This is a genomic window from Streptomyces sp. NPDC041122 (genome assembly GCF_055592445.1).
In genome coordinates this window covers 41,034-67,006 of sequence record NZ_JBVIYQ010000001.1, presented here as the reverse complement: position 1 = coordinate 67,006, position 25,973 = coordinate 41,034, and the positions used below count along the sequence as shown (strand labels likewise).

26 protein-coding genes and 1 riboswitch are annotated in these 25,973 nt (G+C 67.8%); of the genes, 14 read left to right on the top strand and 12 right to left on the bottom strand.

Annotation, left to right across the window (positions count from 1 at the left end; genetic code table 11):
• Positions 1-10 precede the first annotated feature (10 nt).
• The 5 genes from ACZ6B8_RS00300 to ACZ6B8_RS00280 form a co-directional block, all read right to left on the bottom strand.
• Positions 11-1,000, bottom strand: a complete 990-nt coding sequence (locus ACZ6B8_RS00300; RefSeq protein ID WP_471605812.1) for an NAD-dependent epimerase/dehydratase family protein — start codon at positions 998-1,000, stop codon at positions 11-13.
• Between the two features lie 82 nt (positions 1,001-1,082).
• Positions 1,083-1,661 carry a winged helix-turn-helix domain-containing protein gene (locus ACZ6B8_RS00295; protein WP_471075039.1) on the bottom strand — a complete coding sequence of 193 codons (579 nt, stop codon included), beginning with the start codon at positions 1,659-1,661 and terminating at the stop codon, positions 1,083-1,085.
• A 279-nt stretch (positions 1,662-1,940) separates the two neighbouring features.
• Entirely contained in the window at positions 1,941-2,969 is a 1,029-nt protein-coding gene (glnII, locus tag ACZ6B8_RS00290) for a glutamine synthetase (protein ID WP_471075041.1), read from the bottom strand.
• Positions 2,970-3,139: 170 nt separating this feature from the next.
• Entirely contained in the window at positions 3,140-3,610 is a 471-nt protein-coding gene (locus tag ACZ6B8_RS00285; protein WP_471605811.1) for a hypothetical protein, read from the bottom strand.
• Positions 3,611-3,780: 170 nt separating this feature from the next.
• On the bottom strand, positions 3,781-4,149 hold the full coding sequence (locus tag ACZ6B8_RS00280; RefSeq protein ID WP_471075047.1) for an arsenate reductase family protein: 369 nt from the start codon (positions 4,147-4,149) through the stop codon (positions 3,781-3,783).
• Positions 4,150-4,317: 168 nt separating this feature from the next.
• Here ACZ6B8_RS00280 and ACZ6B8_RS00275 point away from each other — a divergent pair, with 168 nt between their 5' ends.
• The gene (locus tag ACZ6B8_RS00275; protein WP_471605810.1) at positions 4,318-4,626 is read left to right on the top strand and encodes a hypothetical protein; all 309 of its coding nucleotides are present in this window, start codon (positions 4,318-4,320) and stop codon (positions 4,624-4,626) included.
• A gap of 121 nt (positions 4,627-4,747) precedes the next feature.
• Positions 4,748-5,752, top strand: coding sequence for an alpha/beta hydrolase family protein (locus ACZ6B8_RS00270; RefSeq protein ID WP_471605809.1), 1,005 nt, complete (start codon positions 4,748-4,750; stop codon positions 5,750-5,752).
• A 74-nt stretch (positions 5,753-5,826) separates the two neighbouring features.
• Here ACZ6B8_RS00270 and ACZ6B8_RS00265 read toward each other — a convergent pair whose 3' ends face one another.
• On the bottom strand, positions 5,827-6,984 hold the full coding sequence (locus ACZ6B8_RS00265) for an HAD family hydrolase (protein ID WP_471075056.1): 1,158 nt from the start codon (positions 6,982-6,984) through the stop codon (positions 5,827-5,829).
• Positions 6,985-7,231: 247 nt separating this feature from the next.
• On the opposite strand from ACZ6B8_RS00265, the gene ACZ6B8_RS00260 reads away from it, so the two are divergent.
• The 6 genes from ACZ6B8_RS00260 (at position 7,232) to ACZ6B8_RS00235 (ending at position 12,746) form a co-directional block, all read left to right on the top strand.
• A complete protein-coding gene (locus tag ACZ6B8_RS00260) occupies positions 7,232-8,101 on the top strand; it encodes an AraC family transcriptional regulator (protein ID WP_471075059.1) in 870 nt (289 codons plus the stop codon).
• Positions 8,098-8,610, top strand: coding sequence for a VOC family protein (locus ACZ6B8_RS00255; RefSeq protein WP_471605808.1), 513 nt, complete (start codon positions 8,098-8,100; stop codon positions 8,608-8,610). Before ACZ6B8_RS00260 ends, ACZ6B8_RS00255 begins: the two co-directional genes overlap by 4 nt.
• Positions 8,611-8,618: 8 nt before the next feature.
• A riboswitch (cobalamin riboswitch) is annotated at positions 8,619-8,803 on the top strand.
• Positions 8,804-8,905: 102 nt separating this feature from the next.
• Complete coding sequence (locus ACZ6B8_RS00250) at positions 8,906-9,922, top strand: ABC transporter substrate-binding protein (RefSeq protein ID WP_471075065.1); 1,017 nt, start codon at positions 8,906-8,908, stop codon at positions 9,920-9,922.
• A 71-nt stretch (positions 9,923-9,993) separates the two neighbouring features.
• Positions 9,994-11,034 carry a FecCD family ABC transporter permease gene (locus ACZ6B8_RS00245; protein WP_471076456.1) on the top strand — a complete coding sequence of 347 codons (1,041 nt, stop codon included), beginning with the start codon at positions 9,994-9,996 and terminating at the stop codon, positions 11,032-11,034.
• Entirely contained in the window at positions 11,031-11,843 is an 813-nt protein-coding gene (locus ACZ6B8_RS00240; RefSeq protein WP_471075068.1) for an ABC transporter ATP-binding protein, read from the top strand. Before ACZ6B8_RS00245 ends, ACZ6B8_RS00240 begins: the two co-directional genes overlap by 4 nt.
• A 111-nt stretch (positions 11,844-11,954) precedes the next feature.
• Positions 11,955-12,746 (top strand): metallophosphoesterase, encoded by a 792-nt coding sequence (locus ACZ6B8_RS00235; protein ID WP_471075071.1) that lies wholly within the window; start codon positions 11,955-11,957, stop codon positions 12,744-12,746.
• A gap of 24 nt (positions 12,747-12,770) precedes the next feature.
• On the opposite strand, the gene ACZ6B8_RS00230 is transcribed toward ACZ6B8_RS00235, so the two are convergent.
• The 3 genes from ACZ6B8_RS00230 to glnA all read right to left on the bottom strand — a co-directional run bounded on the left by ACZ6B8_RS00230 (position 12,771) and on the right by glnA (position 15,834).
• Positions 12,771-13,223: a hypothetical protein gene (locus ACZ6B8_RS00230; protein WP_471075074.1), complete on the bottom strand. Its 453-nt coding sequence runs from the start codon at positions 13,221-13,223 to the stop codon at positions 12,771-12,773.
• A 172-nt stretch (positions 13,224-13,395) separates the two neighbouring features.
• The gene (locus ACZ6B8_RS00225) at positions 13,396-14,052 is read right to left on the bottom strand and encodes a YceI family protein (protein WP_471075077.1); all 657 of its coding nucleotides are present in this window, start codon (positions 14,050-14,052) and stop codon (positions 13,396-13,398) included.
• A gap of 372 nt (positions 14,053-14,424) precedes the next feature.
• Positions 14,425-15,834 carry a type I glutamate--ammonia ligase gene (glnA, locus tag ACZ6B8_RS00220; protein ID WP_471076462.1) on the bottom strand — a complete coding sequence of 470 codons (1,410 nt, stop codon included), beginning with the start codon at positions 15,832-15,834 and terminating at the stop codon, positions 14,425-14,427.
• 268 nt (positions 15,835-16,102) lie between these two features.
• Here glnA and ACZ6B8_RS00215 point away from each other — a divergent pair, with 268 nt between their 5' ends.
• From ACZ6B8_RS00215 to ACZ6B8_RS00190, 6 genes are all read left to right on the top strand, one after another.
• On the top strand, positions 16,103-16,570 hold the full coding sequence (locus tag ACZ6B8_RS00215; protein ID WP_471075134.1) for an RDD family protein: 468 nt from the start codon (positions 16,103-16,105) through the stop codon (positions 16,568-16,570).
• A gap of 580 nt (positions 16,571-17,150) precedes the next feature.
• On the top strand, positions 17,151-18,308 hold the full coding sequence (locus ACZ6B8_RS00210; protein WP_471075137.1) for a cytochrome P450: 1,158 nt from the start codon (positions 17,151-17,153) through the stop codon (positions 18,306-18,308).
• Positions 18,309-18,546: 238 nt separating this feature from the next.
• Complete coding sequence (locus ACZ6B8_RS00205; RefSeq protein WP_471605807.1) at positions 18,547-19,842, top strand: MFS transporter; 1,296 nt, start codon at positions 18,547-18,549, stop codon at positions 19,840-19,842.
• On the top strand, positions 19,839-21,062 hold the full coding sequence (locus tag ACZ6B8_RS00200) for an ATP-grasp domain-containing protein (protein ID WP_471605806.1): 1,224 nt from the start codon (positions 19,839-19,841) through the stop codon (positions 21,060-21,062). Before ACZ6B8_RS00205 ends, ACZ6B8_RS00200 begins: the two co-directional genes overlap by 4 nt.
• A gap of 96 nt (positions 21,063-21,158) precedes the next feature.
• On the top strand, positions 21,159-21,902 hold the full coding sequence (locus ACZ6B8_RS00195; RefSeq protein WP_471075147.1) for a TauD/TfdA family dioxygenase: 744 nt from the start codon (positions 21,159-21,161) through the stop codon (positions 21,900-21,902).
• A 32-nt stretch (positions 21,903-21,934) separates the two neighbouring features.
• On the top strand, positions 21,935-23,239 hold the full coding sequence (locus tag ACZ6B8_RS00190; RefSeq protein ID WP_471605805.1) for an ATP-grasp domain-containing protein: 1,305 nt from the start codon (positions 21,935-21,937) through the stop codon (positions 23,237-23,239).
• 287 nt (positions 23,240-23,526) lie between these two features.
• Here the strand turns inward: ACZ6B8_RS00190 and ACZ6B8_RS00185 are convergent, their stop codons facing one another.
• The 3 genes from ACZ6B8_RS00185 to ACZ6B8_RS00175 form a co-directional block, all read right to left on the bottom strand.
• Positions 23,527-24,234 (bottom strand): DUF4191 domain-containing protein, encoded by a 708-nt coding sequence (locus tag ACZ6B8_RS00185; protein WP_471075153.1) that lies wholly within the window; start codon positions 24,232-24,234, stop codon positions 23,527-23,529.
• 30 nt (positions 24,235-24,264) lie between these two features.
• Positions 24,265-24,507 carry an SCO2195 family GlnR-regulated protein gene (locus tag ACZ6B8_RS00180; protein ID WP_471075156.1) on the bottom strand — a complete coding sequence of 81 codons (243 nt, stop codon included), beginning with the start codon at positions 24,505-24,507 and terminating at the stop codon, positions 24,265-24,267.
• Between the two features lie 407 nt (positions 24,508-24,914).
• A complete protein-coding gene (locus ACZ6B8_RS00175) occupies positions 24,915-25,880 on the bottom strand; it encodes a lipoyl synthase (protein ID WP_471075159.1) in 966 nt (321 codons plus the stop codon).
• Between the last annotated feature and the right edge of the window lie 93 nt (positions 25,881-25,973).

The window sequence follows — 25,973 nt, the reverse complement described above, 5'->3', positions numbered from 1 at the left end:
CCACGCGGCGTCACAGCCCGAGCGCCCGCGCCTCCTTCTCGGGGGCGAGCCCGACCACCGGCCGGTCCGGCCGCCGCGGCGGTGTCCCGCCGATGGAGCGCAGCCACTCCCAGGTGTCGCGCACCGTCTCGGCGACCGGCCGGGAAGCGAGGCCGGCGGCGGCCGCCTTCGCCGCGGACGTCCGGTGCATCGTGTCGTGCATCTCGCCCGGCGCCAGCCACACCGGCAGCTCCATCCACTGCTCGATGCCCGCGTCGAGCACCACCCGCGGGTCGGTCCAGCGCAGCGACAGGTCAGGGCCGCCCGCGACCTCGGCGCACGCGTCGAGCAGCTCGCCCATCGTGCACCGCCCCATCGGACCGACCAGGTTGTACGGCCCGTGCAGTCCCCCGGCGGCCGCGTCGAGGATCCACTCGGCGAGGTCCCGCACGTCGACGTACTGGATGTCGAGGTCCCGCGGCCCGGGGGCGAGCACGGGGCCGCCGCGCGCGACCCGGCCCAGCCACCACGGCAGCCGCCCGATGTTCTCGTACGGGCCGAGGATCAGCCCGGCCCGCGCGAGCACCGTCCGCCCGGTGCCGAACGCGGCGAGCGCGGCCAGCTCGCCGCCCCGCTTGTCCCGCGCGTACTCCGTCGCCTCCGCGTCCGGGTCGCCGTCCACCACCGGATACGTCTCGTCGGACCCGGCGGCGCCCGGGTAGCGGTAGACGGAGGCGCTGGAGACATAGACGTACCGCCCGGCGCGGTCCGCGAGCAGCCGGGCGGCGTCCCGCACCACCCGGGGCGCCGCCGACCAGGTGTCGACCACCGCGTCCCACGCGCCGTCGGCGAGCGCCGCGAGGCCGTCCTCGGTGGTGCGGTCCCCGTGCACGGCCGTGGCCCCCTCGGGAGCCGGGTGGTGGCCGCGGTGGAAGACGGTCACCTCCCAGCCCCGGGCGAGGGCCGCCTCGGTGACCGCACGTCCCACGAACTCGGTTCCGCCCAGCATCAGAAGTCTCATGCGGGCGACTCTGCCCGCACGGGCCGCGCCGGGGAAGCAGGTTCTGCTGCCGGCAGAGCAAGGAACCGGGAGACTCCGCAGGTCAGCGCGGGACGGCCGGCGTGTACTTGTAGCCGACCCGGCGCACCGTCTGGATGGTCCTGCGGTGCTCCGCGCCGAGCTTGCGCCGCAGCCGCGCCACGTGCACGTCGACGGTCCGGCCGTCGCCCACGTGCCCGTACCCCCACACCGTGGTCACCAACTGGTCGCGGGTGTGCACCCGGTGGGGGTGCGCGACGAGGTGGGCGAGCAGCTCGAACTCCAGGTACGTGAGGTCGAGGAGGCGCCCGTCGACCTCGGCGGCGCGCTGTACGGCGTCGATCCTGATGGGGCCCGCGGCGGGGGCGGGCCGCACCTCGGGCGGGGCGGGGTCGGCGGTGACCGGTTCCTGGCCCGCGGGGACGAGGACGAGGTAGCCGACCATCGGCGGCTGGCCGGGCAGGGTGGGCAGGGTGTGCTGCGGGGCGGGCAGCCAGGTGGCGCCCGGCGGCAGGAAGTCGGGGATCCGTGCCACCTCGTCGGGTGCGACGGCCCGCAGCCGGCCGCGGGCGGTGTGGCCGGGCGCGGTGAGGGTCGCGGTGGCGGGCGTGGCGGGAGCGGTGAAGGAACGGGAGTTCGCCATGGTGGGGTCAGCTCTTTCGCGCGAAGAAGGAGTCGTCGAGAACGAGACGTACGTCGTGCGCGTCAGGCGAAGGCCGGGTGAACGGCTTTAGAGGGCCCGCGCGTTCATCGCGCGGCAACACACCCGGTCGAAGTCGTGGTGCTGCCGGGAGGGCCAGAAAGGCTCGAGGTCATGACGACCTGTCGAGGTGTTCTGGTGGCTGCCCATGGCTCCATTGAATCAGATGAGAACGGGGTCGCCCACCGTAACCGGTGGACGACCCTTGGGTGACGGGTGGGATCAGACCTGTCCGGCCTTCTCCAGGGCGGTGCAGCAGGTGTCGACGAGCAGCCGCGTCACCACGTACGGGTCGACGTTCGCGTTCGGGCGGCGGTCCTCGATGTAGCCCTTCTGCTCCACCTCGACCTGCCACGGGATGCGCACCGAGGCGCCGCGGTCGGAGACGCCGTACTTGTACTCGTCCCAAGGGGCGGTCTCGTGCAGGCCGGTGAGACGGTCGTCGATGCCCGCGCCGTAGTTCTTCACGTGGTCCAGCGGCTTCGAGCCCTCGCCGAGCGCCTCGCAGGCGGTGATGATCGGGGCGTAGCCCTCGCGCATCGCCCTGGTGGAGAAGTTGGTGTGCGCGCCCGCGCCGTTCCAGTCGCCCTTGACCGGCTTGGGGTCGAGGGTCGCGGAGACCTTGAAGTCCTCGGCGGTGCGGTAGAGCAGCCAGCGGGCGATCCACAGCTGGTCGGAGACCTCGAGCGGGGCCAGCGGGCCGACCTGGAACTCCCACTGGCCGGGCATGACCTCGGCGTTGATGCCGGAGATGCCGAGACCGGCCGTCAGGCAGTTCTCCAGGTGCGCCTCGACGACGTCACGGCCGAAGATCTCGTCCGAGCCGACGCCGCAGTAGTAGCCGCCCTGCGCGGCGGGGAAGCCGCCGACCGGGAAGCCGAGCGGACGGTCGCCCTCGAAGAAGGTGTACTCCTGCTCGATGCCGAAGATCGGCTCCTGGGCGGCGAACCGGCCCGCGACCTCGGCCAGTTCGGCGCGGGTGTTGGACTCGTGCGGGGTCATGTCCGTGTTGAGGACCTCGCACAGGACGAGGATGTCGTCGCCGCCGCGGATCGGGTCCGGGCAGGTGAAGACCGGCTTGAGGACGCGGTCCGAGGCGTGACCCGTGGCCTGGTTCGTGCTGGAGCCGTCGAAGCCCCAGAGCGGCAGCTCTGCGCCCTTCGCGTCGTCCGCGAGGATCTTCGTCTTCGAACGGAGCTTCGCGGTCGGGGCGGTGCCGTCGATCCAGATGTACTCAGCCTTGAAGGTCACGGGGCCTCATCCTTAAACGTTCGGTACGGCGCAGAACGTGCGGGTGCTGCGGTGCCGTGGTGATGGCCGGAAGCCTGGCAACCGGCGATTTCCCGACCGTTGCTCTTGTGTGAACCCCGTGTTACCTGAGGCGGCTGTGGCCGACGTCACCGTGCGTCCGCCGCAAGTCGTCACTTGATGACGGCGTTGGCGGCCGCGATGGCGAGCCCGATCGCCGCGTCGGCGGCGCCGATCAGGACGGCCGAGCGGCGCCGGTAGCCGACCCGCAGCGCGGCGAAGGTGCCCCAGCCGAGGAGCAGCCCGGCGTTGAGGAGCAGCCCGGTGTACGTGACCGGGGGCTCGGGCCAGCCGAAGGCGCCGGCGAGCACCAGCAGCAGCACGGTGGGCCAGCTGGCGACGATCACCGGCCACTCGTCGGCGAGCGCCCGCACCAGCTGGCGCCAGCGGTGGATGCCCGAGCCCGGCCGGTGCGTGGACATGTGGTGCGCGTAGCCGTGCGCGAGGGCGGCCGTGCCCGCGGTGACGCTGACCCAGGCCGCGTCGTAGTAGGGCGTGTAGCGCGTGCCCTCCGCCTGCAGCGCCGCGAGCAGCGCGCTCGCGAGGACCGTTCCGTATACGCCCCCGAACATCCAGCTCCGCACGGCGCGCTCCTTTCCGTGTGCCGGATCGGTGTCCGGTCGGCGGTCTTGGAGCACCCACGCTAGGCAGGCGTATGTAACGGTTTGCCGGAGTTCATCCATCAATGGGCGGTCATCTGCGGGCGCGGCACGGTGCGGCGCGAGGCCGTGCGGTGCGAGGCGGCCCGCGCGGCTCAGCGGGAGAGCGCGTCCCGTACGGCCTCCTCCGTGCGGCCCACCACCGCCGTGCCGTCGTCCGCCGTGATGATCGGGCGCTGGATCAGCTTCGGGTGGCCGGCGAGCGCCGTGATCCAGCGGTCGCGGGCCGAGGCGTCCCGGGGCCAGGCCGCGCGGTCCGCGAGGCCCAGGTCCTTCGCGGCCGGTTCCTGGGTCCTGGTGATGTCCCAGGGTTCGAGGCCGAGCCGGCCGAGCACGTCGCGGATCTCGTCCTCGGTCGGCACGTCGTCGAGATAGCGGCGCACGGTGTAGTCGGCGCCCTCCGCGTCGAGCAGGGTGAGGGCGCTGCGGCACTTCGAGCAGGCGGGGTTGATCCAGATCTCCATGCCCACACGCTACCTGGCGAACCACCCGCTCCAGAGGTCTCGGCAGCCCTCTGTTCGAATACCTCAAAGCCCTTCTGGCCAGCGGCGATTGTCAGTGGCGGGGAGTAGAATCACAGTAGTGTTCGAGGGCGCCCGACGGGGGGTCCTGACCGCGACAGGAGGATGCCCGTGCCCGCTGCCGCACTCACATCGAAGCGTGTGTCCAAGGCCGCACCACAACCCGTCCTGATCGACCTGCCGTACGCACCACGCGAGAAGAAGGCGCTGCCCGCAGGGCGACCGCGGGAGTGGTACGTCAACCACAACCGCCGCCTCAAGGCGATGCGCCTGGCCATCGCCCTGCTCGACTCCGGCGTCCATCAGCCGGACCAGGCGAAGAACGGCACGATCCGGTGGATGGCCGAGGAGGTCGGGATCCATCCGCCGTCCGACATCACCTGCCACATGGTGCGGGCGCTGATGCGGTACAGCCGTTGAGCGCCCGTTGACCGAGTGACGGGGTGGGCAAGTGCGGGGCCCGGGGCGGGAGTTGACCGCCGCGGGCCCCGTTTCGGCGTGGGCCTGTGCGTTCAACCGTGCGATGGGACATGCTGAGCCCATGACCCAGCCGGACCCCGTCGGCGAACTGCCGCTCCTGACGACCGCCGAACTCCCGGACGGCACCCGCCTGCCGGTGCGCGGCTTGCGCGCGCCCGCACCGGACCGCTTCCTTCCGTCCGGCTCGGGCCCGGCGCCGGGGCCGCCGCCGGCGCCCGTGGTGCTCATCCTGCCCGCGATGGGCACGCCCGCCCGCCACTACCGCCGTTTCGCCCGGCAGTTGCACGACGAGGGTCTCACCGTGCTCACCGTCGACCTGCGCGGCCAGGGCGAGGCCGCCCCGGACCCCGCGGGCCCGAGGCCGCTCGACCACGGCTACCGCGCGATCGTCGAGGAGGACCTCCCCGCGGTCGTCGCGGCGGTCCGGAGCGAGCTCGGCCCCGAACCGCCCCTGCACCTGCTCGGCCACAGCCTCGGCGGCCAACTCGCCCTGATCCACGCGGCGTTGGCCCGCCCCGCCGGAAGACCGGCCGGTGCCGGCGGCGGCAGCGGAGTCGGCGGTAGCGGCGTGGATGGAGTGGCGATCGTCGCCACCGGCTCCGTCTGGTACCGCGCCTTCGGCCCGCTGCGCGCCCCCGCCCTCTACCTCTTCCACCTCCTGGTCACCGCCACGGCGACCGCGCTCGGCCGCTGGCCCGGCGCCCGGATCGGCTTCGGCGGCGACCAGCCCAAGGGCGTCATGCGCGACTGGGCACGGCAGGTGCGGACCGGCCGCTACGGCGCCAAGGGCTCCGCGCTCGACTACGAAACCGCCCTCCGCGGCCTGGAGCTCCCCGTCCTCGCGATCTCCGTCGACCAGGACACGTACGCCCCCGAGTCCGCCCTGGACCACCTCCTGGCCAAGGTCCCGCGGGCCCGCCTCACCCGCCGCCACTACACGTCGCAGGAGGCGGGCCGGAAGCTCGACCACTTCGCCTGGACCCGGGCGGGCGGCGCCCTCGCCAAGCGGGTGGCGGCGTGGACGGCGGAGGAGGAGACGGCGGGGCGGGTCGTGCCGGGCCGCTGACCCGCTCGCCGCCCCCTCCGTCACGGTCGGGCCGTGCCCCCGGACGTCACGGCCGGGCCACGCGCTCCCGGGCGTCAGCCGATCTGGTCCGGGGTGACCGTAAGCCACCGCTTGTCGGCGGTCACCTTCTGGCCCAGCTTCCGCTGCCGGTCGGCGTTCTTCTTCTTCATCCCGTCCAGCTGCTTCATGTAGGCGTCCTTGCGGTTGACCCACACGCGTACACCGCCGTGCTCCACATCGGCCGAGTGGAACAGCATCGGGCCGTCGCTGGAGGGCGTGTCACCCGCGGCGAGGATCGGCTTCTTCCACTCGTCGATGTACGTGTTGATCGCCGCGGGCTTGCCCTCGTACCAGGTCAGCGGCGCCCACAGGTTGGGCGTGAGCTCGCGCTTCGCCAGCTTCTCGCGGTCCTTCTCGCCGAAGCGGCCCTCGGCGATCTCCTTGCGGGAGCTGGTCACCGCACCGGTCCTGCGGTCCTTGAGCTGCAGGGCCACCCCGATGACGTTCTGCGGCTTCACGCCGTAGCCGTACTTCGGGTCCGCGAGGACCATGCGCACCAGGTCCTCGCTGGCCGCGCTGACCACGTACACCTCGACGCCGTGCGCGCGCAGCGTCTTGTAGAGCTGCTGCATGCCGCGCGAGAACTCCGGCGGCTTCACCTCGGTCTTCGTGACCTTCCCGGCCTCGAAGTACTCGGCGGGGATCGGCTTCTTGTACGCGAGGAGTTCGTCGACGTACCCCTTGAGCTCCTTCAGCGTGAAGCCGGAGAAGATCTGCGCGGCCCACGGGTAGCAGACCTGGTCGTCCACCTCGCACAGCCGGTTGTAGTAGCTGTAGAGGCTCTCCTTGTGACCGGCCGTGTCCTTGAAGGGGATGACCTTCAGGGACGGGTCCATGGTCTTGCGGGTCAGCACGCCCTTCATCTCCAGGAAGGGCAGCAGCGCCTCTTCGAGGTCGTTGCGGTACGTGGTGTTGTCCGCGTCGAAGACCGCGTACGCGCCCTTGTGGTCGTTCTCGGCGATGACCTCGCCCAGGCGCTTCGCCACGGGCTTCGGCCAGTGCGACAGCTCGCGGGCGGTGGCCGCCGAGGTGTCGGCGGCGCTCGCCTCGTCCGTCGGCCACAGGGCGCTGCCCGCGAGGACGGCGGCGGCCAGCGCGCCGATGGTGCCGATGAGGGCCGGCTTGCTCTTCGCCCGTACTGCCCGTGCGGCCTTCGCCGTCCGTACTGCCATGTCTCTACGTCCCTGCCGTTCCCTGAGAGCGGTGCGCGGCCCCGTCCGGAGCGGCGCGCAATGCTATGGGGCGCCACGCGTATTTCCCATGATCGAAGTCACCGTGTCCGGGCGGCATGCGGGAGATGAACGGGGGTAGGCACGAAGGATGCCGGAGCCGGGGCGGCGGCCGGAGCGAGGGACGGGCGCCGCGACCTTCCGGCGCCCGCGGCGCCCCCTACCGGCGTCCGCCGCGCATACTGAAACCATGGGCACCCGCGAGTTCGTCCGGGCCGCGCCGCGGCTCGACGGCATGGTCGTCTCGGCGGTCGGCTACCGCACCGCCGGGCAGCGCCCCGCCCTGCACCGCGGACTCCCGTCGCCCTACCTGACGGTGATCTTCTCCCTCGACGGCCCCATCGCCACCGGCGAATCCCCGGACCGGGCCACCGGCCCGGCGGCGGCGCGCACCGACATCGTGGTGGGCGGCCTGCACCAGAGCCCCGCCTACGTCGTCCAGCCCGAGCACGAGGCCGGCATCCAGCTCGCCGTGCACCCCCTCGCGGCCCGCGCGCTGCTCGGCGCGCCCGCCGCCGAGCTGGCCGGACAGCTCGTCGTCGCCGGCACCGACGTGTTCGGCGCCCGCGCGGGCGAGGTCCGCGAGCGGCTCTGCGAGCTGGACCGCTGGGCGGACCGCTTCGATCTCCTCTCCGGCTATCTGCGGCGCCTCGCGTCCACCGACCGCGCCACGGGATCCGTACGGCCCGAGGTGGCCGCGGCATGGGCGTGGCTGGCCCGGCACCGCGGCGCGGGTACGCTCGGCGGCCTCTCCCGGCACGTCGCGCTCAGCGAGCGCCGGCTGACCGCGCTGTTCCGCGCCGAGACCGGACTGAGCCCCAAGCAGGCCGCCCGCCTGATGCGCTTCCAGCACGCCAAGGCCGCCGTGACCAGGGCCGTCGCGGCGGGCGACCGGCCCGACCTCGCCCGGGTCGCGGCCGACACCGGCTATTACGACCACTCCCACCTGGTCCGTGACTTCCGGCAGTACACAGGGGCCAGCCCCACCCGCTGGCTGGCCGAAGAGTGCCGGAATATCCAAGCCGGGGCACACGGCGGAGGCGAAGAATCGAAGCCATGAACACCACACCGAAGACCCAGACGGAACAGCGATTCGACACCCCTGACACCCCTGACACCCCTGACACCACTGACACCCCTGACACCCGCGTGACCCCCGCACCCGCCATCTGGCCGGGCGTGCAGGCCGCGGACGCCCTCGCCCTGATCGACTTCCTCGTCGGCACCGTCGGCTTCCTGCGCACGGCCGTCTACGAGGACGAGGGCCGCGTCGCCCACGCCCAGCTCGACTGGCCCGAGGGCGGCGGCATCATGCTCGGCTCGTACGACCCGGAGTCCTCGGCCACCTGCGGAAAGCCGGGCGCCGCGGGCGCCTACATCGTCACCGCCGAGGTGGACGAGCTGTACCGGCGCCTCACCGCGGCGGGCGTGGAGATCACCAGCGAGATCGAGGACAAGCCCTACAGCAGCCGCGAGTTCGGCATCGCCGATCCGGAGGGCAACCGCTGGTCCTTCGGCACCTACCCCGGCGAGCCGCGGCCCGCGCCGACGGCCCGCCCGAGCGCGTGACGGGTGCGTGATAACTTGCGCAAGCCAGTCAAACCCACACCTGGGCCAGGGAATCCGGTGCGAATCCGGAACTGACGCGCAGCGGTGAGGGGGACGGGCGGGGCCACGGCCACTGGGCGTCTCAGGACGCCCGGGAAGGCGCCCCGCCCGGTCGATCCCGAGTCCGAAGACCTGCTGGCACCTCCGTCCGCGCACCGGGCGGCGGAGGTCGTGACGCAGGCCAGGCTCCGCGTATGAGCCGCGAGACCCGAAGGATCACGTGTCCTCGACAGCCCGTATATCCACGCCAGTCCGCATGTCCGCCCTCCTCTGCGCCTGCCTGCTCGCGCTCACCGCGTGCGGCGGCGGCTCGGCGGGCAAGCCGGCGGGCAAGGGCGCCGACGGCTATCCGGTCACGGTCACCTCCTGCGGCAAGAAGGCCGAGGTCACGGCGGCGCCGCGGCGGGCCGTCTCCCTCGACCAGGGCTCCACGGAGATCCTGCTCTCGCTCGGCCTCGCCGACCGGATGGCAGGCACCGGCACCTGGACCGACCCGGTCCTGAAGAACCTGGCGAAGGACGAGGCGAAGGTCGATCGGCTCGCCGACCGCTACCCCTCGCTGGAGAAGGTCCTCGACAAGGAGCCGGACTTCGTCAGCGCCTCCTTCCTCTACACCGTCGGCAAGGGCGGGGTCGCCGACCGCTCGAAGTTCACCGAGCTCGGCGTCCCCGTCTACGTCTCGCCCAGCGACTGCGCGGGCAAGGACAACGACGGCGCCGGCGACGGCAAGCGCGTGCAGACCCTCACCATGGACACGGTCTACGGCGAGGTGCGCGACCTCGCGAAGGTCTTCCACGTCGAGCGGCGCGGCGAGAAACTGATCGCCGACCTGAAGCGCCGCGTCACGAAGGCGACGAAGAACATCCGGGCGTCCGCGTCCGACACCCGCCTCATGTACTGGTTCGCCAACTCCGACGCCCCGTACCTGGCGGGCTGCTGCGGCGCCCCCGGCATCATCACCCGCGAACTCGGCGCGAAGAACGTCTTCGACGACACGCACGACGAGTGGCCGCAGATCAACTGGGAGACGGTCGCCGACCGCGACCCCGACGTCCTCGTCCTCGGCGACCTCACACGCAAGTCGCAGTCCGCGGAGAGCGCCGCGGCGAAGATCAGGTTCCTGGAGACCAACCCGGCGACGAAGAACCTCACCGCGGTGAAGAAGAAGCGGTACGTCCTGCTCAGCGGCCAGGCGATGAACCCCACGATCCGTACGGTCGACGGCATCGAACAAGTGGCGGCGGGGCTGCGGAAGTTCGGGCTCGCCAAGTGACGGAGAGCGGGACGGCGCCGGAAGCGGGTACGGGTACAGGTGTAGGTACGGGTACGGATCCGGGAGCCGTCCTGGACGACCCTTCCGGCGCCGCCCCCGGCCGCGTGCGCCTGGGGCTGCTCTGGGCGGCCGGCGTCGCCGCGCTGGTCCTCTCCGTATCCGTGGCCGTCACCATCGGCCCGGCCGACATCTCCGTGCCCGACGTGTGGTCGACCGTCGGCGCCCACCTCGGTCTCGGCGACACCCCGCTCACCCCGATCAGGGACGGCATCGTCTGGAACCTGCGGATGCCCCGCACCCTGCTCGCCGCGGTCTGCGGCGCGGGCCTCGCGGTCTGCGGAGCCGTCATGCAGTCCCTGCTCCGCAATCCGCTCGCCGACCCCTTCGTCCTCGGGGTCTCCTCCGGGGCGTCCACGGGAGCGGTCGCGGTCGTCGTCCTCGGCGTCGGCGGGGGAGCGGTGTCGGTCTCGGCGGGCGCCTTCGTGGGCGCGCTCTGCTCGTTCGCGCTGGTGCTGCTCCTGAGCCACACCCTGGGCGACACCACGGACCGGGTCGTCCTCTCCGGCGTCGCCGCGATGCAGCTCTTCTCCGCGCTGACCTCGTTCGTGATCCTCACCGCGGGCGACGCCGAGACCACGCGGGGCGTGCTGTTCTGGCTCCTCGGCTCGCTCAGCGGCATCGGCTGGACCGACGTGTGGCTGTGCGCCGCGGTGCTCGCGGTGACGCTGCTGGTCTGCCTCGCGCACGCCCGGACGCTCGACGCGTTCGCCTTCGGGCAGGAGGCGGCGGCGACGCTGGGCGTCCGGGTGGCCCGCACCCGGATCATCCTGCTCTGCACGACGGCACTGCTGACGGCGGCCCTGGTCAGCTCGGCGGGGGCCATCGGCTTCGTCGGCCTGGTCCTGCCGCACGCGGCCCGCGCCTTCGTCGGCTCCGGGCACGCCCGGCTGCTCCCGGTCACCGCGCTGGCCGGCGCGGTCTTCCTGGTCTGGGTGGACACGCTGGCCCGCACGGCCCTGGACCCGCAGGAGGTCCCGGTCGGCGTGGTGACGTCACTCATCGGCGTACCGGCGTTCGTGGCGGTGCTGTACCGGACGCGGAGGGTGTCGTGACGTACGACGTGGCGCGCACGGAAACGGCGGGCCTGCACACGGGGGTCCGCGCCGACCGCGTCAGCAGGGAGGCGGGCGGCCGCCTGGTGGTCGACGGCGTCAGCCTCGCCCCGCCCGACGGCGCCACCGTGGGGCTCCTCGGCCCCAACGGATCCGGCAAGTCCACGCTCCTGCGTATCCTCGCGGGCGTCCTCGCCCCGGCCTCCGGGGTGGTGACCCTGGACGGCCGCACCCTGGCCGACACGGGCCGCCGCGCGGTGGCGCGCCGGATCGCCGTGGTCGAGCAACACGCCACCACCCAGGTCGAGTTGACCGTACGGGACGTCGTACGCCTGGGCCGTATCCCGCACCGCCGCGCGTGGTCGGCGCCGACGCCCCACGACGAGCGAGCGGTGCGCGAGGCGCTGGCGCGCACGGGCCTCACCGAGCGCGCCGCGCAGGCCTGGCACACCCTGTCCGGCGGCGAGCGCCAACGCGTCCAGCTGGCCCGCGCGCTCGCCCAGGAGCCCCGCGAACTCCTCCTCGACGAGCCCACCAACCACCTCGACATCCAGCACCAGTTGGACCTGCTGTCCCTGGTCGCCGAGCTCCCGGTCACCAGCGTGATCGCGCTGCACGACCTCAACCTGGCGGCGATGTTCTGCGACCACCTGCTGATCCTGAAGGACGGCACCGCGTACGCGGCGGGCACCCCGGCCGAGGTGATCACCGAGAAACTGATCGCCGAGGTGTACGGGGTGCGGGCGGTGGTGAGCCAGGAGGGGGACGCGGAGGCGGGCCGCCCGTCGGTGCGGTTCCTGCGGGGCTGAGCGGCTGCGCGAAGTGGAGGTCCTGCGGGGCTGAGCGGCTGCGCGAAGTGCAGGCCAGAGGCGTGCGGTTGGCCCTCCCCTCCGCCCCTGCCCGCCCCCTAGGTTCAGGGCATGCCGACAGTGATAGCCCACCTGAGCGACACCCACCTCGACACCGGGGCCGCCGACGCCGGCCGCAGCGTCGCCCGCACCCGCGCCGTCATGGACTACCTGAACGACCTCCCGTACGACCTGGACGCGGTGATCGTCACCGGCGACATCGCCGACCACGCCACCCCGTCCGAGTACGAGGCGGCCCGCAAGCTTTTGACGTCCCGTCACCCCCTGCTGACCTGCCCCGGAAATCACGACGAACGCCCCGCCTACCGCGAGCACTTGCTGGGCGAACCCGGTGGCGCGAGCGGGCACACGAGGCCGATCAACAACTCCCACACCACGGACCGCTTCGTCCTGGCCCTGTGCGACACGTCCGTCCCCGGCGAGGACCACGGCAGACTGGAGGACGAGACCCTGACCTGGCTGTCGGACCTCCTCGCCGACACCCCGCCCACGCGCCCGGTCCTGGTCGCCTTCCACCACCCGCCGGTCCCGCTGCACACGCCGTACGTGGACGGCATCCGCCAGTTCGGCGAGGACCGCCTGGCCGACCTGACGTCACGCCACCCGAACGTCACGGCGTTCCTGGCGGGCCACGCGCACACGCCGGCGGCGACGACGTTCGCGGGCCGCCCGCTCCTCGTGGCCCCCGGAGTGGTCTCCACGCTCCGCCTCCCGTGGGAGCACCGGACAGACCCGTCGCACCACGTGCACCGCGACCTGCCGCCGTCGGTGGCGTTCCACGTCCTGGACGAGGAGGGCCGCCTGACGACGCACTTCCGTCCGGTCCCGCTCACGGGCCCCTGAACCGGCCCTTGAGCCGGGCCCCGGTCACCGGAACTCGGCGACCCAGGGGTCGGCGTCGGAGCCCGGCGGGGTGAGGTCCATCTCCCCGCCGGCGTCGTCGTAGGCGCCGGTTCCCCCGGTGACGACTCCGGTGACCACGGGTTGCCTCGCATCGGGCCCGTCCGTGACCGACCGGGAGGCCTGAAAGGCGATCTTCCCTTTCCCGGAGATCTCGATGATCCCGGAGCAGTACGCGGTGAGTGCCCGCCCCCCGACGAGCCCCTTGACGCACGACTCGTAGGCGCCGCCCACCGTCGCTCCGGAACGGTCCCGCACGATGAAGCGGTTGGCTAGTTGCCCGTCATGCGCGCCGAAGGACTCACCGGAGGACTCAGAGGAGGCGGTGGAGGCCCGTTCCTGCGTCAGGAAGAGCGTAGGAATCGACTCCTCCGGGCCGCCGGAGGGCCCCATGGTCACGTAACCGCACGTGGCGGCCACCAGAGCGAGTCCTCCGGCTGCCGCCGATACGCGAACCACAGCGCCTCCAGGAAAGCCAGGGAATGCGGGGAATCCGGGGAATCCGGAGGAGTCAAATTACCAACAGCCGCATGCGCCACCGTAATAACGACAATAGGCAAAAGGTCCGAACAGCCGCTGTACCACTGCCCCGCTATACGGCCGTGGCTCGAATGGCGGAAATGTCGAACTGCAGTCGCACCTTCTCACTCACCATCGTGCCGCCCGCGGCGAGCCGCTGGTTGTAGACGAGACCCCAGTCGGTGCGGTCGATGGTGGTGGTCCCGTCGAAGCCGACCCGCTCGAAGCCGAAGGGGTCCACCACCGAGCCCAGATAGTCGAGTTGCAGCTCGACGGGCCGGGTGACGTCACGAATCGTCAGATCCCCCGCCATGCGGAAGGTCTCCCCACCGTCGTGCACGGTGGCGGTGGAGCGGAAGACCATCTCGGGATACCGGCGCGCGTCGAAGAAGTCGGTGCCGATGAGATGGGCGTCGCGCTGCTCCACGCCGGTGTCGACGCTGGCGATACGGATGGTGAGCTCGGCCCGCGAACGCGAGGGCTGCGCACCGTCGAAGTACAGGGCACTGTCGTAATCGGCGAACGCGCCCCGCACGGTGGTGACCATGGCATGCCGCACGGAGAACCCGATCCGGCTGTGCGGCCGGTCGATGGTCCACTGCCCCTCCAGCGAGCGGAGGGCGGGGTCGAGAGCGGCGTCGCCCCCCGCGGCCTGCGGATCGAGCGTGCCGAGCCCACCGCCCGGCGCCCGCTCGGTGGTGCCGGTCTGGCGACGGCTGAAGATGCCCATGAGGCCGTACCTTCCTTCGGAAGCGATCACTCCGTGCTATCACGGGGGGAGCCGAGGCCACCCAGCAAGATGGGCACCCTCGTCCGGCTTCCATGCGGCCGACGGCAAAGATGCACAGGATCGACATGATGTGAATGCACGAGGCGACGGCCGGGCGTCACGGGGCGTGACGTAGTGCTTGCCCCGGGACGGTGCCCACCATGACCGTCGCCGAAGGCGGGGGCCATGTCATGGCGCGTGGGAGGGGGCCGCGACATGACGCAAGTGAGGCCGCCACCCCGAGGGGAGTGGCGACCTCACTGTTGCTGACGCTACGTCAGAGAACCGGTCGGGCAGCGCGCTCGTTGAACCCCGCTCGCCCGGACCCGATCTTTAGATGTCGAAGTAAAGCTCGAACTCGTGCGGGTGCGGCCGCAGCTGGATCGGGGCGATCTCGTTCGTGCGCTTGTAGTCGATCCACGTCTCGATCAGGTCGGACGTGAAGACACCGCCCGCCTGCAGGTACTCGTTGTCCGCCTCGAGGGCGTCGAGGACCGCGGGGAGGGAGGTCGGGACCTGGGCGACGCCCGCGTGCTCCTCGGGGGCGAGCTCGTAGAGGTCCTTGTCGATCGGCTCCGGCGGCTCGATCTTGTTCTTGACGCCGTCCAGGCCGGCCATGAGGAGCGCCGAGAACGCCAGGTACGGGTTCGAGGACGGGTCCGGCGCGCGGAACTCCACACGCTTGGCCTTCGGGTTCGAGCCCGTGATCGGGATACGCATCGCCGCCGAGCGGTTGCGCTGCGAGTAGACCATGTTGACCGGCGCCTCGAAGCCCGGGACCAGGCGGTGGTACGAGTTCACCGTCGGGTTCGTGAAGGCGAGCAGCGACGGCGCGTGCTTGAGGATGCCGCCGATGTAGTAGCGGGCGGTGTCCGAGAGGCCCGCGTAGCCCTGCTCGTCGTAGAAGAGCGGGTTGCCGCCCGACCACAGCGACTGGTGGACGTGCATGCCCGAGCCGTTGTCGCCGAAGATCGGCTTCGGCATGAAGGTCGCGGTCTTCTCGTTGCGCCAGGCGACGTTCTTCACGATGTACTTGAAGAGCATCAGGTCGTCGGCCGCGGCGAGCAGCGTGTTGAACTTGTAGTTGATCTCCGCCTGGCCGGCCGTGCCGACCTCGTGGTGCTGGCGTTCGACCTGGAGGCCGTTCTTGTCCAGCTCCAGGGAGATCTCCGCGCGGAGGTCGGCGAAGTGGTCGACCGGCGGGGCGGGGAAGTAACCGCCCTTGTAGCGGACCTTGTAGCCGCGGTTGTTCTCGACCGCACCGGTGTTCCAGGCGCCGGCCTCGGAGTCGATGTGGTAGAAGCTCTCGTTCGCCGACGTCTGGAAGCGGACGTTGTCGAAGACGTAGAACTCCGCCTCCGGGCCGAAGTAGGCCGTGTCGGCGATGCCGGTGGAGGCCAGGTACGCCTCCGCCTTCTTCGCCACGTTCCGCGGGTCACGGCTGTACTGCTCGCCCGTGATCGGGTCGTGGATGAAGAAGTTGATGTTGACGGTCTTGTCGCGGCGGAAGGGGTCCACGCGCGCCGTCGACAGGTCGGCGCGCAGCGCCATGTCCGACTCGTGGATGGCCTGGAAGCCACGGATCGACGATCCGTCGAAGGCCAGCTCCTCGTCCGGGTCGAACGCCGCCGCCGGGATCGTGAAGTGCTGCATGACACCGGGCAGGTCGCAGAATCGGACGTCGACGAACTTGACGTCCTCGTCCGCGAGGAACTTCTTCGCGTCGTCGGCGTTCTGGAACAACATCCAACTCCTCCTACTCCCGCCCGGGGCGGGACGGGGTTGCAGCTCGTGGTGCGGCCGGTGCGGTGGCACACGCTGGGACCCGACCATAGGGACGGTCGATTTCTCAAGCATGACCCATTTGTTTCGCCGAAGTTAACCGGCCCGGGTGTGCGGTGCCCCGTTTCCGCCGTTCGACACCTCGTCAGGAGAAGTCCGGCCCGGCGGTGGAAGCGGCCCGGCCACCCCGCCCGTCCCCGTACGAAATGGGGCGCAGTACCTTTGACGGGTGGACAAGAGGCAAGCAATCGGATCGTGGCTGTCCGGCCCGCGCGCGGCCGCGGAGGACGCCGGTGTCGACTTCGGGTACCGGGGCCAACAGCTCGGGCTCCCGGAGGAGGGGCCGGGCGCGATCGCCCGGCCGGGCCGCCGCATCGGCGCCCTCGCCGTCGACTGGGGCCTGTGCATGGTGATCGCATACGGCCTGTTCGCCCGCGGTGACCAGCAGGCCATGGGCAACTGGGCCCTCGGGATCTTCTTCGTCGTGAGCCTGCTGACCGTCGGCACGGTCGGGGCCACCCCGGGCAAGGCCCTCTTCCGGCTGCGCGTCATCGCGGAGGGCGGCGGCCGCCTCGCCCCCGGCTGGGTCCTGGTCCGCAGCGTGCTGCTCTGCCTCGTCATCCCCGCCCTGATCTGGGACCGCGACGGCCGCGGCCTCCACGACCGCCTCTCCCGCGCCGTGCAGATCCGGATCTAGGCGCACCGCACCGCGACCGCGATACGACCATGAGGGCCCGGAACCGATCGGTTCCGGGCCCTCATGGTCGTGCGTCCTCCTAGGAGCGCAGCTGATACAGGCCCGATGCTGAGCTTGGCCTGAAGCGGCACTCGCTCGTAGCTCAGCGGCGGAACGGTAGACAGCGACCGCACGGTTCACCGATGCGGCGACCACGCCGAACCGATGGCCGACTTCGGGAATGCGATCCCACGACGCAGCACGGACGGCAGCGCATCGGTTGCTGATCTGCGCCTCCGTCGACCCCTTCCACCGCTGCGACACCTAACCTGCGGATCAGTAGGAGAACAGGGCATTACAAGCCACTTCGCCGACCTCAACGATGTCAGTTCAACATTTAAAGACATGAGCGAGTCGTGCCATGAGTTTTCAAAACAGGTTGGCGAGTCCATGTATTCACGTGATCGAGATCACATGCAACTTCCTCTTTTCAAATCGGTGTGCATGGCATACGTTTTTGTATAAGCCGACCGCCAATTAGGTCACCTCAATCAAGTCGCGTGGATGTTTAGAGTAGCTAAAAGTTCAGATGGAGCGACCAATGGCAATCGCTATCCAATATGACCCTCTGAGCCCTCAGGTGCTGGCTAACCCTTATCCGCTCTATGCGCAACTACGCGAGAAGCAACCCATCTTCTGGCATGAGAAGATGCAGTCATGGGTTGTGACTCGCTATCACGACTGTCGCGAAGTCTTAAGGAATAATGAGCTATACGCTCGTGATCGTCGCCGGGTCGGCCAAACGGTTCCAGAATTCCAACAAAGCGTTCAAACGCTTGATCCGCCGACCCAGAAGCCTCTTCGAGGCCTGTTCGTAAACACCCTGCGCAACCAAGATACCGAGGCGATCGGGCAACGGGCCCGCCAACACGTCACCCGCATACTTGAACGCGAGCAGGGGAAGGCGAGATTTGACTGGATGCGTGAAGTGGCCGCGCCGGTCTCGCTCCGCATAACTGCCGACCTCATGGGGGTCGAAGAGCCGGAGTTAGCCCCCTATGTAGGGGTGTCAGAAGCTTTGGCGCACCGTATGGACGCTGGGCTGGATGCCTCCGTCATCACTCCGGGCGACGCAGCACGAAAAAAATTCAACGCTCTGGTTGACTCCTGGTTCGACACTCAGGACTATCCCGGGGCGCTGCGAAAAATTCGGGATGAGGCTGATCGTGCCAAAGTTCCCGAACACTATGTACGAAACACCACTGCGGTTACTTTCAATGCCAGTTTCGGCACACTTTATGCCACCGCCGGAAACGTTGCGGTGACCCTGCTCCAACACCCTGAGGTGCTCGGCGAATTTCAGGACGACAGTCTTGTTGCTCCCGGTGTGCACGAGCTCATTCGGTTCGACGGTCCTGCCCAGGGGACCAGCCGGTTTGCGATGAGACAAACAATTATTCAAGGTCAGGTGATCGAAGCCGGCCAGACTGTTCTCACGCTCACAGCGGCCGCCAACCGGGATCCTGAGCAGTTTGAAAACCCCGAAGCAATCGTTTTGGACCGTAGGCCCAACCAACACCTGGGCTTCGGGTGGGGGCCCCACGCCTGTCTCGGTCAGCTCTTCGGGGAAATCGCTGTCGGAGCCTTGGTCAGAGGACTTCGAGACGTTCCTCGCCCGCTTCGCCTTGCGGGGGAACCAATCCGTCGCCGGACGGCGACCGTGCGCAGTCTTTCTTACCTTCCGGTCACTTTCGAATAAGTCGAACCCTGAGCACCGTTCGACGGACAGGCCGGACTGATTCTCACGGAGTGAGGACGCTTCCTTCCAGGTTACGCTCCGTGTGCTCATGCAGTGGAGAACAGATTGGAGGGGCAATATGAGCTACGACCACTGAAGTATCACTGGCGCAAACAGAGCACCTTCCTTTTTGATCGTCATTACTACTAGGGAGCCCTAATGAGCTACGACCACTGATCGACATTTTGTGCTGGGCCCCTTGGAGCAAGGGGCCCAGCACCGCGAAAAGACAGAAGGGCTTACATCCGAAGTGCCAGAATCTGCTGCTCTGAAGCCACAAATAAAACTGAGGAAAAATAAACCGTACTTCTCCTTTGCTGTGGCGCGGACGCTGTCCACAGTCGGTGACGGGTTCGGCCCTATCGCGATCTCCTTCGGGGTACTGGGGGCCGCGGGCGGAACACCCAAAATTCTTTCACTGGTCCTCTTCTGTCAGATCGTTCCGGCCGTCATGATGATCGTCTTCGGCGGCGTAATAGGTGACCGTTTTTCGGCGCGCATCGTGCTGTCCGGGGCCAGAATCGGGTCCGCAGTTGGTTACGCTGCCTTGGCGCTTCTGCTTATCGGCTCTCTGCGATCGCCCTGGTTGATGTGTGCGGCAGCGGGAATTACAGGTCTATCGCAGGCACTGTTCCTACCGGCCTCGCAGAAGGCCGTTACGGCGTTGGTGGAACCGGATCAGCTCCAGCAAGCCAACGGAAGCCTTCGGTTGTGGGCAAACATCGGCCGTATCGTTGGTATGTCACTTGGGGGAATAGTTGTTCATGCTGTAGGAGCGCCTACGGCACTGGGAATTAACGCAGCTACGTTCCTGGTCGAAGCCGCGATGCTTGCAGGAGCGTTTCCGGCTGGGACCCATACGCGCGCTCGGGGAAGTATCGTCGGCGACCTGAGGCGAGGATGGAAAGAGTTTTCGTCTCGCCAGTGGCTCTGGTCCGTGGTGCTTCAGTACACGGTAGTGGTGGCTTCCTCCAATGCTCTTACCGGCGTATTGGGTCCCATGTCTGCTGGCTACCTCGGAGGCGCCGCAGCATGGGGGTTCGCCACCGCGGCTCAGGCCATCGGCCGAGTGGCCGGCGCCTGGACCACCTTGCGTCTTCGGCCGACCCGCCCCATTTTCGTCGCGGTCCTGGCCACTTTCCCCACAGCTGCCCCCATGTTCATACTCGCGTTTCACGGAGATCTGATTCTTCTGATACTGGTCTTCTTTGTTGCTGGAGTCTGCTCCGACATCTACAACGTTCTGTGGGGAACAACCATCCAGCGAGAAGTGCCCCAGAACTCCCTGGCCATGGTTAATTCGTACGACATGCTCGGGTCAATCGCGATGGCCCCACTGGGACTTCTCGTCGCCGGCCCGGCCGCGGATACATGGGGCACGAGGCCGGCGCTTCTCACCTGCGCTCTGCTGGTCACCGCAGCTACTGCCATCACTCTGAGTGTTCCTGGTGTACGTAATCTCAAGGCTCAGGCAACTCTGGAAGGTAAATCGTGAAGGTACTCGCTTTCGGCATGCACCCCGGGTTTGCAGAATTTTTCGAGAGGAACCCCGAGTTCGAACTCTACGTACTCGACGAGCCGGACGTGTATGCGAATAGGCAAGAAGTTTTCGACAGTTTTCCCATACGTGAAATAAGGCTCGCCGAATACCAGCAGTCGAACGGTTTCCTGCCCGTGATTGAGCAGTGGCACAAGGAGGTCGGGTTCCACGCCATCATCGCTTGTTGGGAGTATGCCGTCCGGCCGGCTGGTGAGGCAGCCGACCGTTTGGGTCTGAGGTCTGCCGGACTCAAGGCGATCGAGGCTTGCACGGACAAACTTCTTCTGAGGCGCCGAGCAGCAGAGGCTGGCATTCTCCAGCCCCGCTACGCCTCGGCTGCGGCTGAATCAGATCTGCATGATTTCTACCGCGGCCGACCTGTCATCGTGAAGCCGACCAACCGGCGGGCCTCCGTTGGAGTGGTCCGCGCAGATTCGCCGGATGAATTCCGTGAGGCATGGGCCACTTCAGTGCAGGCGGATGAGTCGAGTGGCGTCGCATCCCGCCCCCTCAGGTGGCCCCATCTTGTCGAGGAATACGTGGAGGGAGTCCTGGTTTCGGTTGAGACCCTCTTCGTAGACGGCCACCCGGTGTTCGACAATGTTACGAAGTGTGACACTCCCGCAGGTAGTCGCCGATTTCCGATCACCACGATTACCGTTCCGGCGCCGCTGTCGGATGAGGAGTATTCTCTGGCGATTCGTGCTTCGCATGACCTGGTTGCTGCGCTGGAGGCTCAAGATGGGATGTTCCATTCTGAATGGAAGATCAACAAGGACGGTGCCTTCCTGATCGAATCTGCCTGCAGGGCACCTGGTATATGGATTCCAGAGCTGGTCTCCGAGACGTACGGATTCGACTTGTACGGCGCCTTTGTCCGGGTGCACCTCGGGCTTTCCCCGGGCGTATTGGAAAGCCCGCAGCTGGTGGGCGCTGTCCACTATTTGAACCGACCTTCTGGAAAGGTGGTAAGCGTCTCGGGTGTCGACTCCTTGAGTACACATCCTGGCGTCTTCATGTACAGGATAAAAGAAACCGTGGGTAGTCAGATTACAGCTCCGGCCGATTCGACCAAGCGTGGCGGATACTTCGGTGTACGAGCCGCGAGCCATTTCGACCTGCAGCGACTCATATCGGAGATCGACGAATCTCTGACCATCGTCGTCGAACAGTGAACGCCATGAGGGACGCGTGGACCACGGTGGACCGACAAAGGCCGGGATAGTTCTGCGGACAACTTCCGCCGCGTCAAGTTAAGGAGTCACCGGGAAATGCCGAAGTCGCCGGACAGTGTCCTCTCAGCAGTTGACGCAAATGGGGATACTGTTGCCAGTAGCTCTCTGTCAGTGACATGCCGAAAAATGTTGGACCTCAACGGGTACGTGTTGTTAACGAATCTGTCGCCCAGCTTCAACCATGTGGGATTTCTTACCGGATTCGGTCATTTCATGCCCGCAGCGAACGGTACCCTGGTCGGCGATATCGCTCCGGAACCGAACATGGACGATGTTTATTACGGGGGGAACCGTAGTGCGTTGGTTCCGCACACTGAAGGCTACGAGTTTTCGGGACTACCACCCCGTTACATGGCCCTCTGGTGTGTCAGGCCGGCGGCTGAAAACGGTGAGACCACTCTCTTCGACGGACGTCAGCTTTTGGAGCATCTCAAGGAGGAGGAGCTGCACCATCTGACATCACGGGAGTACGAATGGTGTTCGGGTGAGGGGCTGAGGCGAGAGGGCATAAGCTACCGCGCGAAACATGCGATATTGGAGCAGGGGGATGGCGTGGAGATACTGCGTTTCTCCGCAAATAATATCGCGGTACCCGAGGATGACGGCATCACGCGCGAATTTCTCGGTAGGGGAGAAAAACTCTTCGAGGACCATCATGTCAAGATTCAGTACTGCCGACATGATCTGTTGCTCTGGGACAACTGGCGCATGTTGCACTCGCGCAACGAATTTCGCGACAGTCGCCGGCACCTAAAGCGGGTTCAGATTGCTCAAGGTTGATCAGGAAGAGTGACCCGCCTCAGGTATTTTGTATGCAAGTCACTGCTTCCATTGATTTTTCGGCGAAGGAGGGTGAGGTCTTGCAGGCGAGCGAGGGCAGTTCTCGAAGGCTTCTGATCGTGGACGTGGAAGGCCCAGATGTCGATGCGTTGCTATCACTTTGCGACGAGCGGAGCATTGCTGTCTATTTCGCTACTTCGCGCGAAGTTGCAGATGTGCTTGACCGGACAACTCATGTATGTGTCCGTGACGGTGTTCAGGTCGACTATTCTCTCCCTGGGGAAGCGGTCTCCAAGATCGTATCCTTCGGTCAAAGTGCCGGCGTGGAAGGCGTGTTGACCGTTAACGAGTTCCTCACCCCTGTTGCTGCTCAGGTATGCCATCAACTTCGCCTCCCAGGAAATGATCCTCTATTGGCGGGAGCGGCCAGAAACAAGATCGAGATGTGGGATCGGTTCGGCTCCGCAGGCATGGCCCGACCGAAAACATGGATCGTAGAGAACGAAGACGATGTCCGTGGACTGATGTCGTCTGCAGGCCTTGAATGTCCTGTGGTGGTCAAACCGTGCGAGAATGCCGGGTCTACAGGCGTCTCGATCGCCTTCAATCGGCAAGAGATACTTGACTGCTTCAAACGGGCCAGGAAACTCAACGAATCTGGACCCTATAGTGACTGGTTGGACAGCAGGGTCCTGGTCCAGGAGTATCTGGCCGGGCCCGAATACAGTGTGGAGTCCGTTACGCGGGATGGGCATACTGCGCACGTCTGTGTAACTGAGAAGGTGACGACGGGCAATGAGTTCCGTGTGGACCTTGGTCTGGGCGTGCCGGCTTCTCTGGATGACACGACACGTGAGTCCATTCAGGACCAGGCCACCAAAGCTATTTCGGCGGTTGGGATCAGAAATGGAGTTTCTCATACTGAGGTCAAGGTGAGCCCGTCCGGCGACTGCACGGTCGTAGAGGTGGCTGCCCGGATAGCCGGTGGCCGAATTGCATGGCTGGTCAGGAATGCGCTGGGCGTAGATCTTTGGCAAGCGTGCATAGACGTCGCCATGGGTGACCCCGTGAAGGTGGAAGTAACTTCTCTCGGCTATTCTGCGGCTCGCTTCATTGTCTCCGACAGCCCCGGAAGAATCGTGAAGTTGACGAATGTCCCGGAAGTCGGCGGAAGCGTGTCCGAAGTGCAGATACGCCGAGGCCCTGGGCAGGATATAGCGGTTGACGGAAGCAGCAACGGCAGGATCGGTCACTTTATTGTGAACGGAAGTGACCGGGATCAGGTAACTCGAGAAGCCGATTTGCTGCTTTCTCGGATTCTCGTGGACGTGGCATAGGCGCAGCTCCTGGGCAGGCTGTGCCAAAACGTTCACTGGACGACGGCGGTGTGCGTCAGAGTCGTGGGAGCGGGGCATGGGAGCCCTGGCGGACGCCGCTGGGAGCGTGCCGGTTGAGGTGTGCCCTCACCGCACCAAGTCCTGACGCGTTCACTCACTCCGCGCCCGTCGCGCCGCCTGTCGGTGCCGCAGGCACAAGGCAGGGACAAAAGGGAATTGAACGAGGAGGGCCCGGAACCGATCGGTTCCGGGCCCCCACTCGTCGTATGTCCTCGACGGAGAAGCGGTTACTTCCCCTTCGGGCCGCCGCGAGGCATCCGCATGCCCTTCGGCATCGGACCCTTTGGCAACGGCATGTTCGACATGAGGTCCCCCATCGCGCGCAGCCGGTCGTTGGTCGCCGTGACCTGCGGGCCGGTGAGGACGCGGGGGAGCTTCAGGAGCGTCGTGCGCAGCTTCTTCAGCGAGACCGTGTCGGCCGTGGTGCCGACGATGACGTCGTGCACCGGGACGTCCGCCACGATGCGCGCCATCTTCCGCTTCTCGGCGGCCAGCAGGCCCTTCACGCGGTTCGGGTTGCCCTCGGCGACCAGGACGATGCCCGGCTTGCCGACGGTGCGGTGCACCACGTCCTGGCTGCGGTTCATCGCGACCGCGGGGGTCGTCGTCCAGCCGCGGCCGATCTTGTCGAGCACCGCGGCCGCCGCGCCGGGCTGGCCCTCCATCTGCCCGAAGGCGGCACGCTCGGCCCTGCGTCCGAAGACGATCGCCATCGCGAGGAAGGCGAGCAGGAAGCCGAGAATGCCCAGGTAGACCGGGTGGCCGATCAAGAAGCCGATCGCGAGGAAGACACCGAAGGTGACAATTCCCACCGCCGCGATGATCAGGCCGATCTTGGAGTCGGCCCGCCGGGTCATCTTGTAGGTCAGAGCGATCTGCTTGAGTCGCCCTGGCTCCGCGGCCGCATCCGCCGCGGTGGATTCCTTCCTCGCCATGGTGCGAAGTCTACGTGCCCCCGGGGCCGGCTACGACGTGCGGGTCGCCGTCACGGACTCCTCGAGCACGCGCAGCGCCTCGACCCTGTCCTTGGCGCGGCGGCGGTCCTCCAGGACGGAGGTCCAGGCGTTGCGCCGGGCGGTGCGCTGGCCGCCGCTCAGCAGCAGCGACTCGACGACGCGCAGGGCGTCGGCGACGGACGGGATGGCGGTGGCGCGGACGGGGGCGGCGGTGGTGCGAACCTGCGTGGCGCGAACGGGCGCGGCCTGCATGATGGGGCCCTCCTGGAGAGCGGCTCGGGTGGGGGAGCGGCTGGGGGTAAGGCTGTACGTGCGGTGAGGCGGTGGTGCCGGGGTCTTCGTGCGGTGAGGCGCTGGTGCCGGCGCCGCGCGATGAGGCGCTGGCCCCAGGGATGACCCTGGGGTCTACGTGCGGTAGTACCAGGGTCACTGACTGGTGTTACCAGCGCGTGACCGGGCGGTCAAACGCCGATGAAACCCTGACGCGGGGCCCCAAAACACTGACGCGGCCCATACACCCCCGTCACCTGCGGGATCGTACGGACCGCGTCGTTGCGGCTTGTACCAGTCGGTAGTCGCTTGTGCGCCGATTCACACAGCGGGCGCGGGCGCCACGCGGGGCGGGGCCGCCGCGGCGCGCGCCGCGGCATGTGCCCGCGTCACACCGCCTGCGACGCCACGTACTCCCCGCGCTTCTCGATCGCCATCTGGTAGAGGCGGCCCGCGCGGTACGAGGAGCGGACCAGCGGGCCCGACATGACGCCCGAGAAGCCGATCTGCTCGGCCTCCTCCTTCAGCTCCACGAACTCGGCCGGCTTCACCCAGCGCTCGACGGGGTGGTGGCGCGGCGTGGGCCGCAGGTACTGGGTGATCGTGACGAGCTCGGTGCCCGCCTCGTGCAGCTGGCGCAGCGCCTCACTGACCTCTTCGCGGGTCTCGCCCATGCCGAGGATCAGGTTGGACTTGGTGACCAGGCCCGCCTCGCGGGCCTTCGTGATGACCTCGAGGGAGCGCTCGTAGCGGAAGCCGGGACGGATGCGCTTGAAGATGCGCGGGACCGTCTCGACGTTGTGCCCGAGGACCTCGGGGCGGGACGAGAAGACCTCGGCCAGCTGGTCGGGGTCGGCGTTGAAGTCCGGGATGAGCAGCTCGACCTTGGTGTAGCCCTCGGCGCGCTCCGCCGTCATGGCGTGGATCTGGCGCACGGTCTCCGCGTACAGCCAGGCGCCGCCGTCCTCCAGGTCGTCGCGGGCGACGCCGGTGATCGTGGCGTAGTTCAGGTCCATCGTGACGACGGACTCGCCGACGCGGCGGGGCTCGTCGCGGTCGAGGGCCTGCGGCTTGCCGGTGTCGATCTGGCAGAAGTCACAGCGCCGCGTGCACTGGTCGCCGCCGATGAGGAACGTGGCCTCGCGGTCTTCCCAGCACTCGTAGATGTTCGGACAGCCCGCCTCCTGGCAGACCGTGTGCAGACCCTCGCTCTTCACGAGTTTCTGCAGGGCGTTGTACTCGGGGCCCATCTTCGCCCGGGTCTTGATCCACTCGGGCTTGCGCTCGATGGGGGTCTGGGCGTTCCGGACCTCCAGGCGCAGCATCTTGCGTCCGTCGGGTGCGACTGCGGACACATCGGCTCCCTGTTAGCTGGCGTAACTTCGATTCTGCGGCGCACACCAGGGTACGCCCGTGATGTCGTCGGTCTTACTTCCGGCCAACCTCTG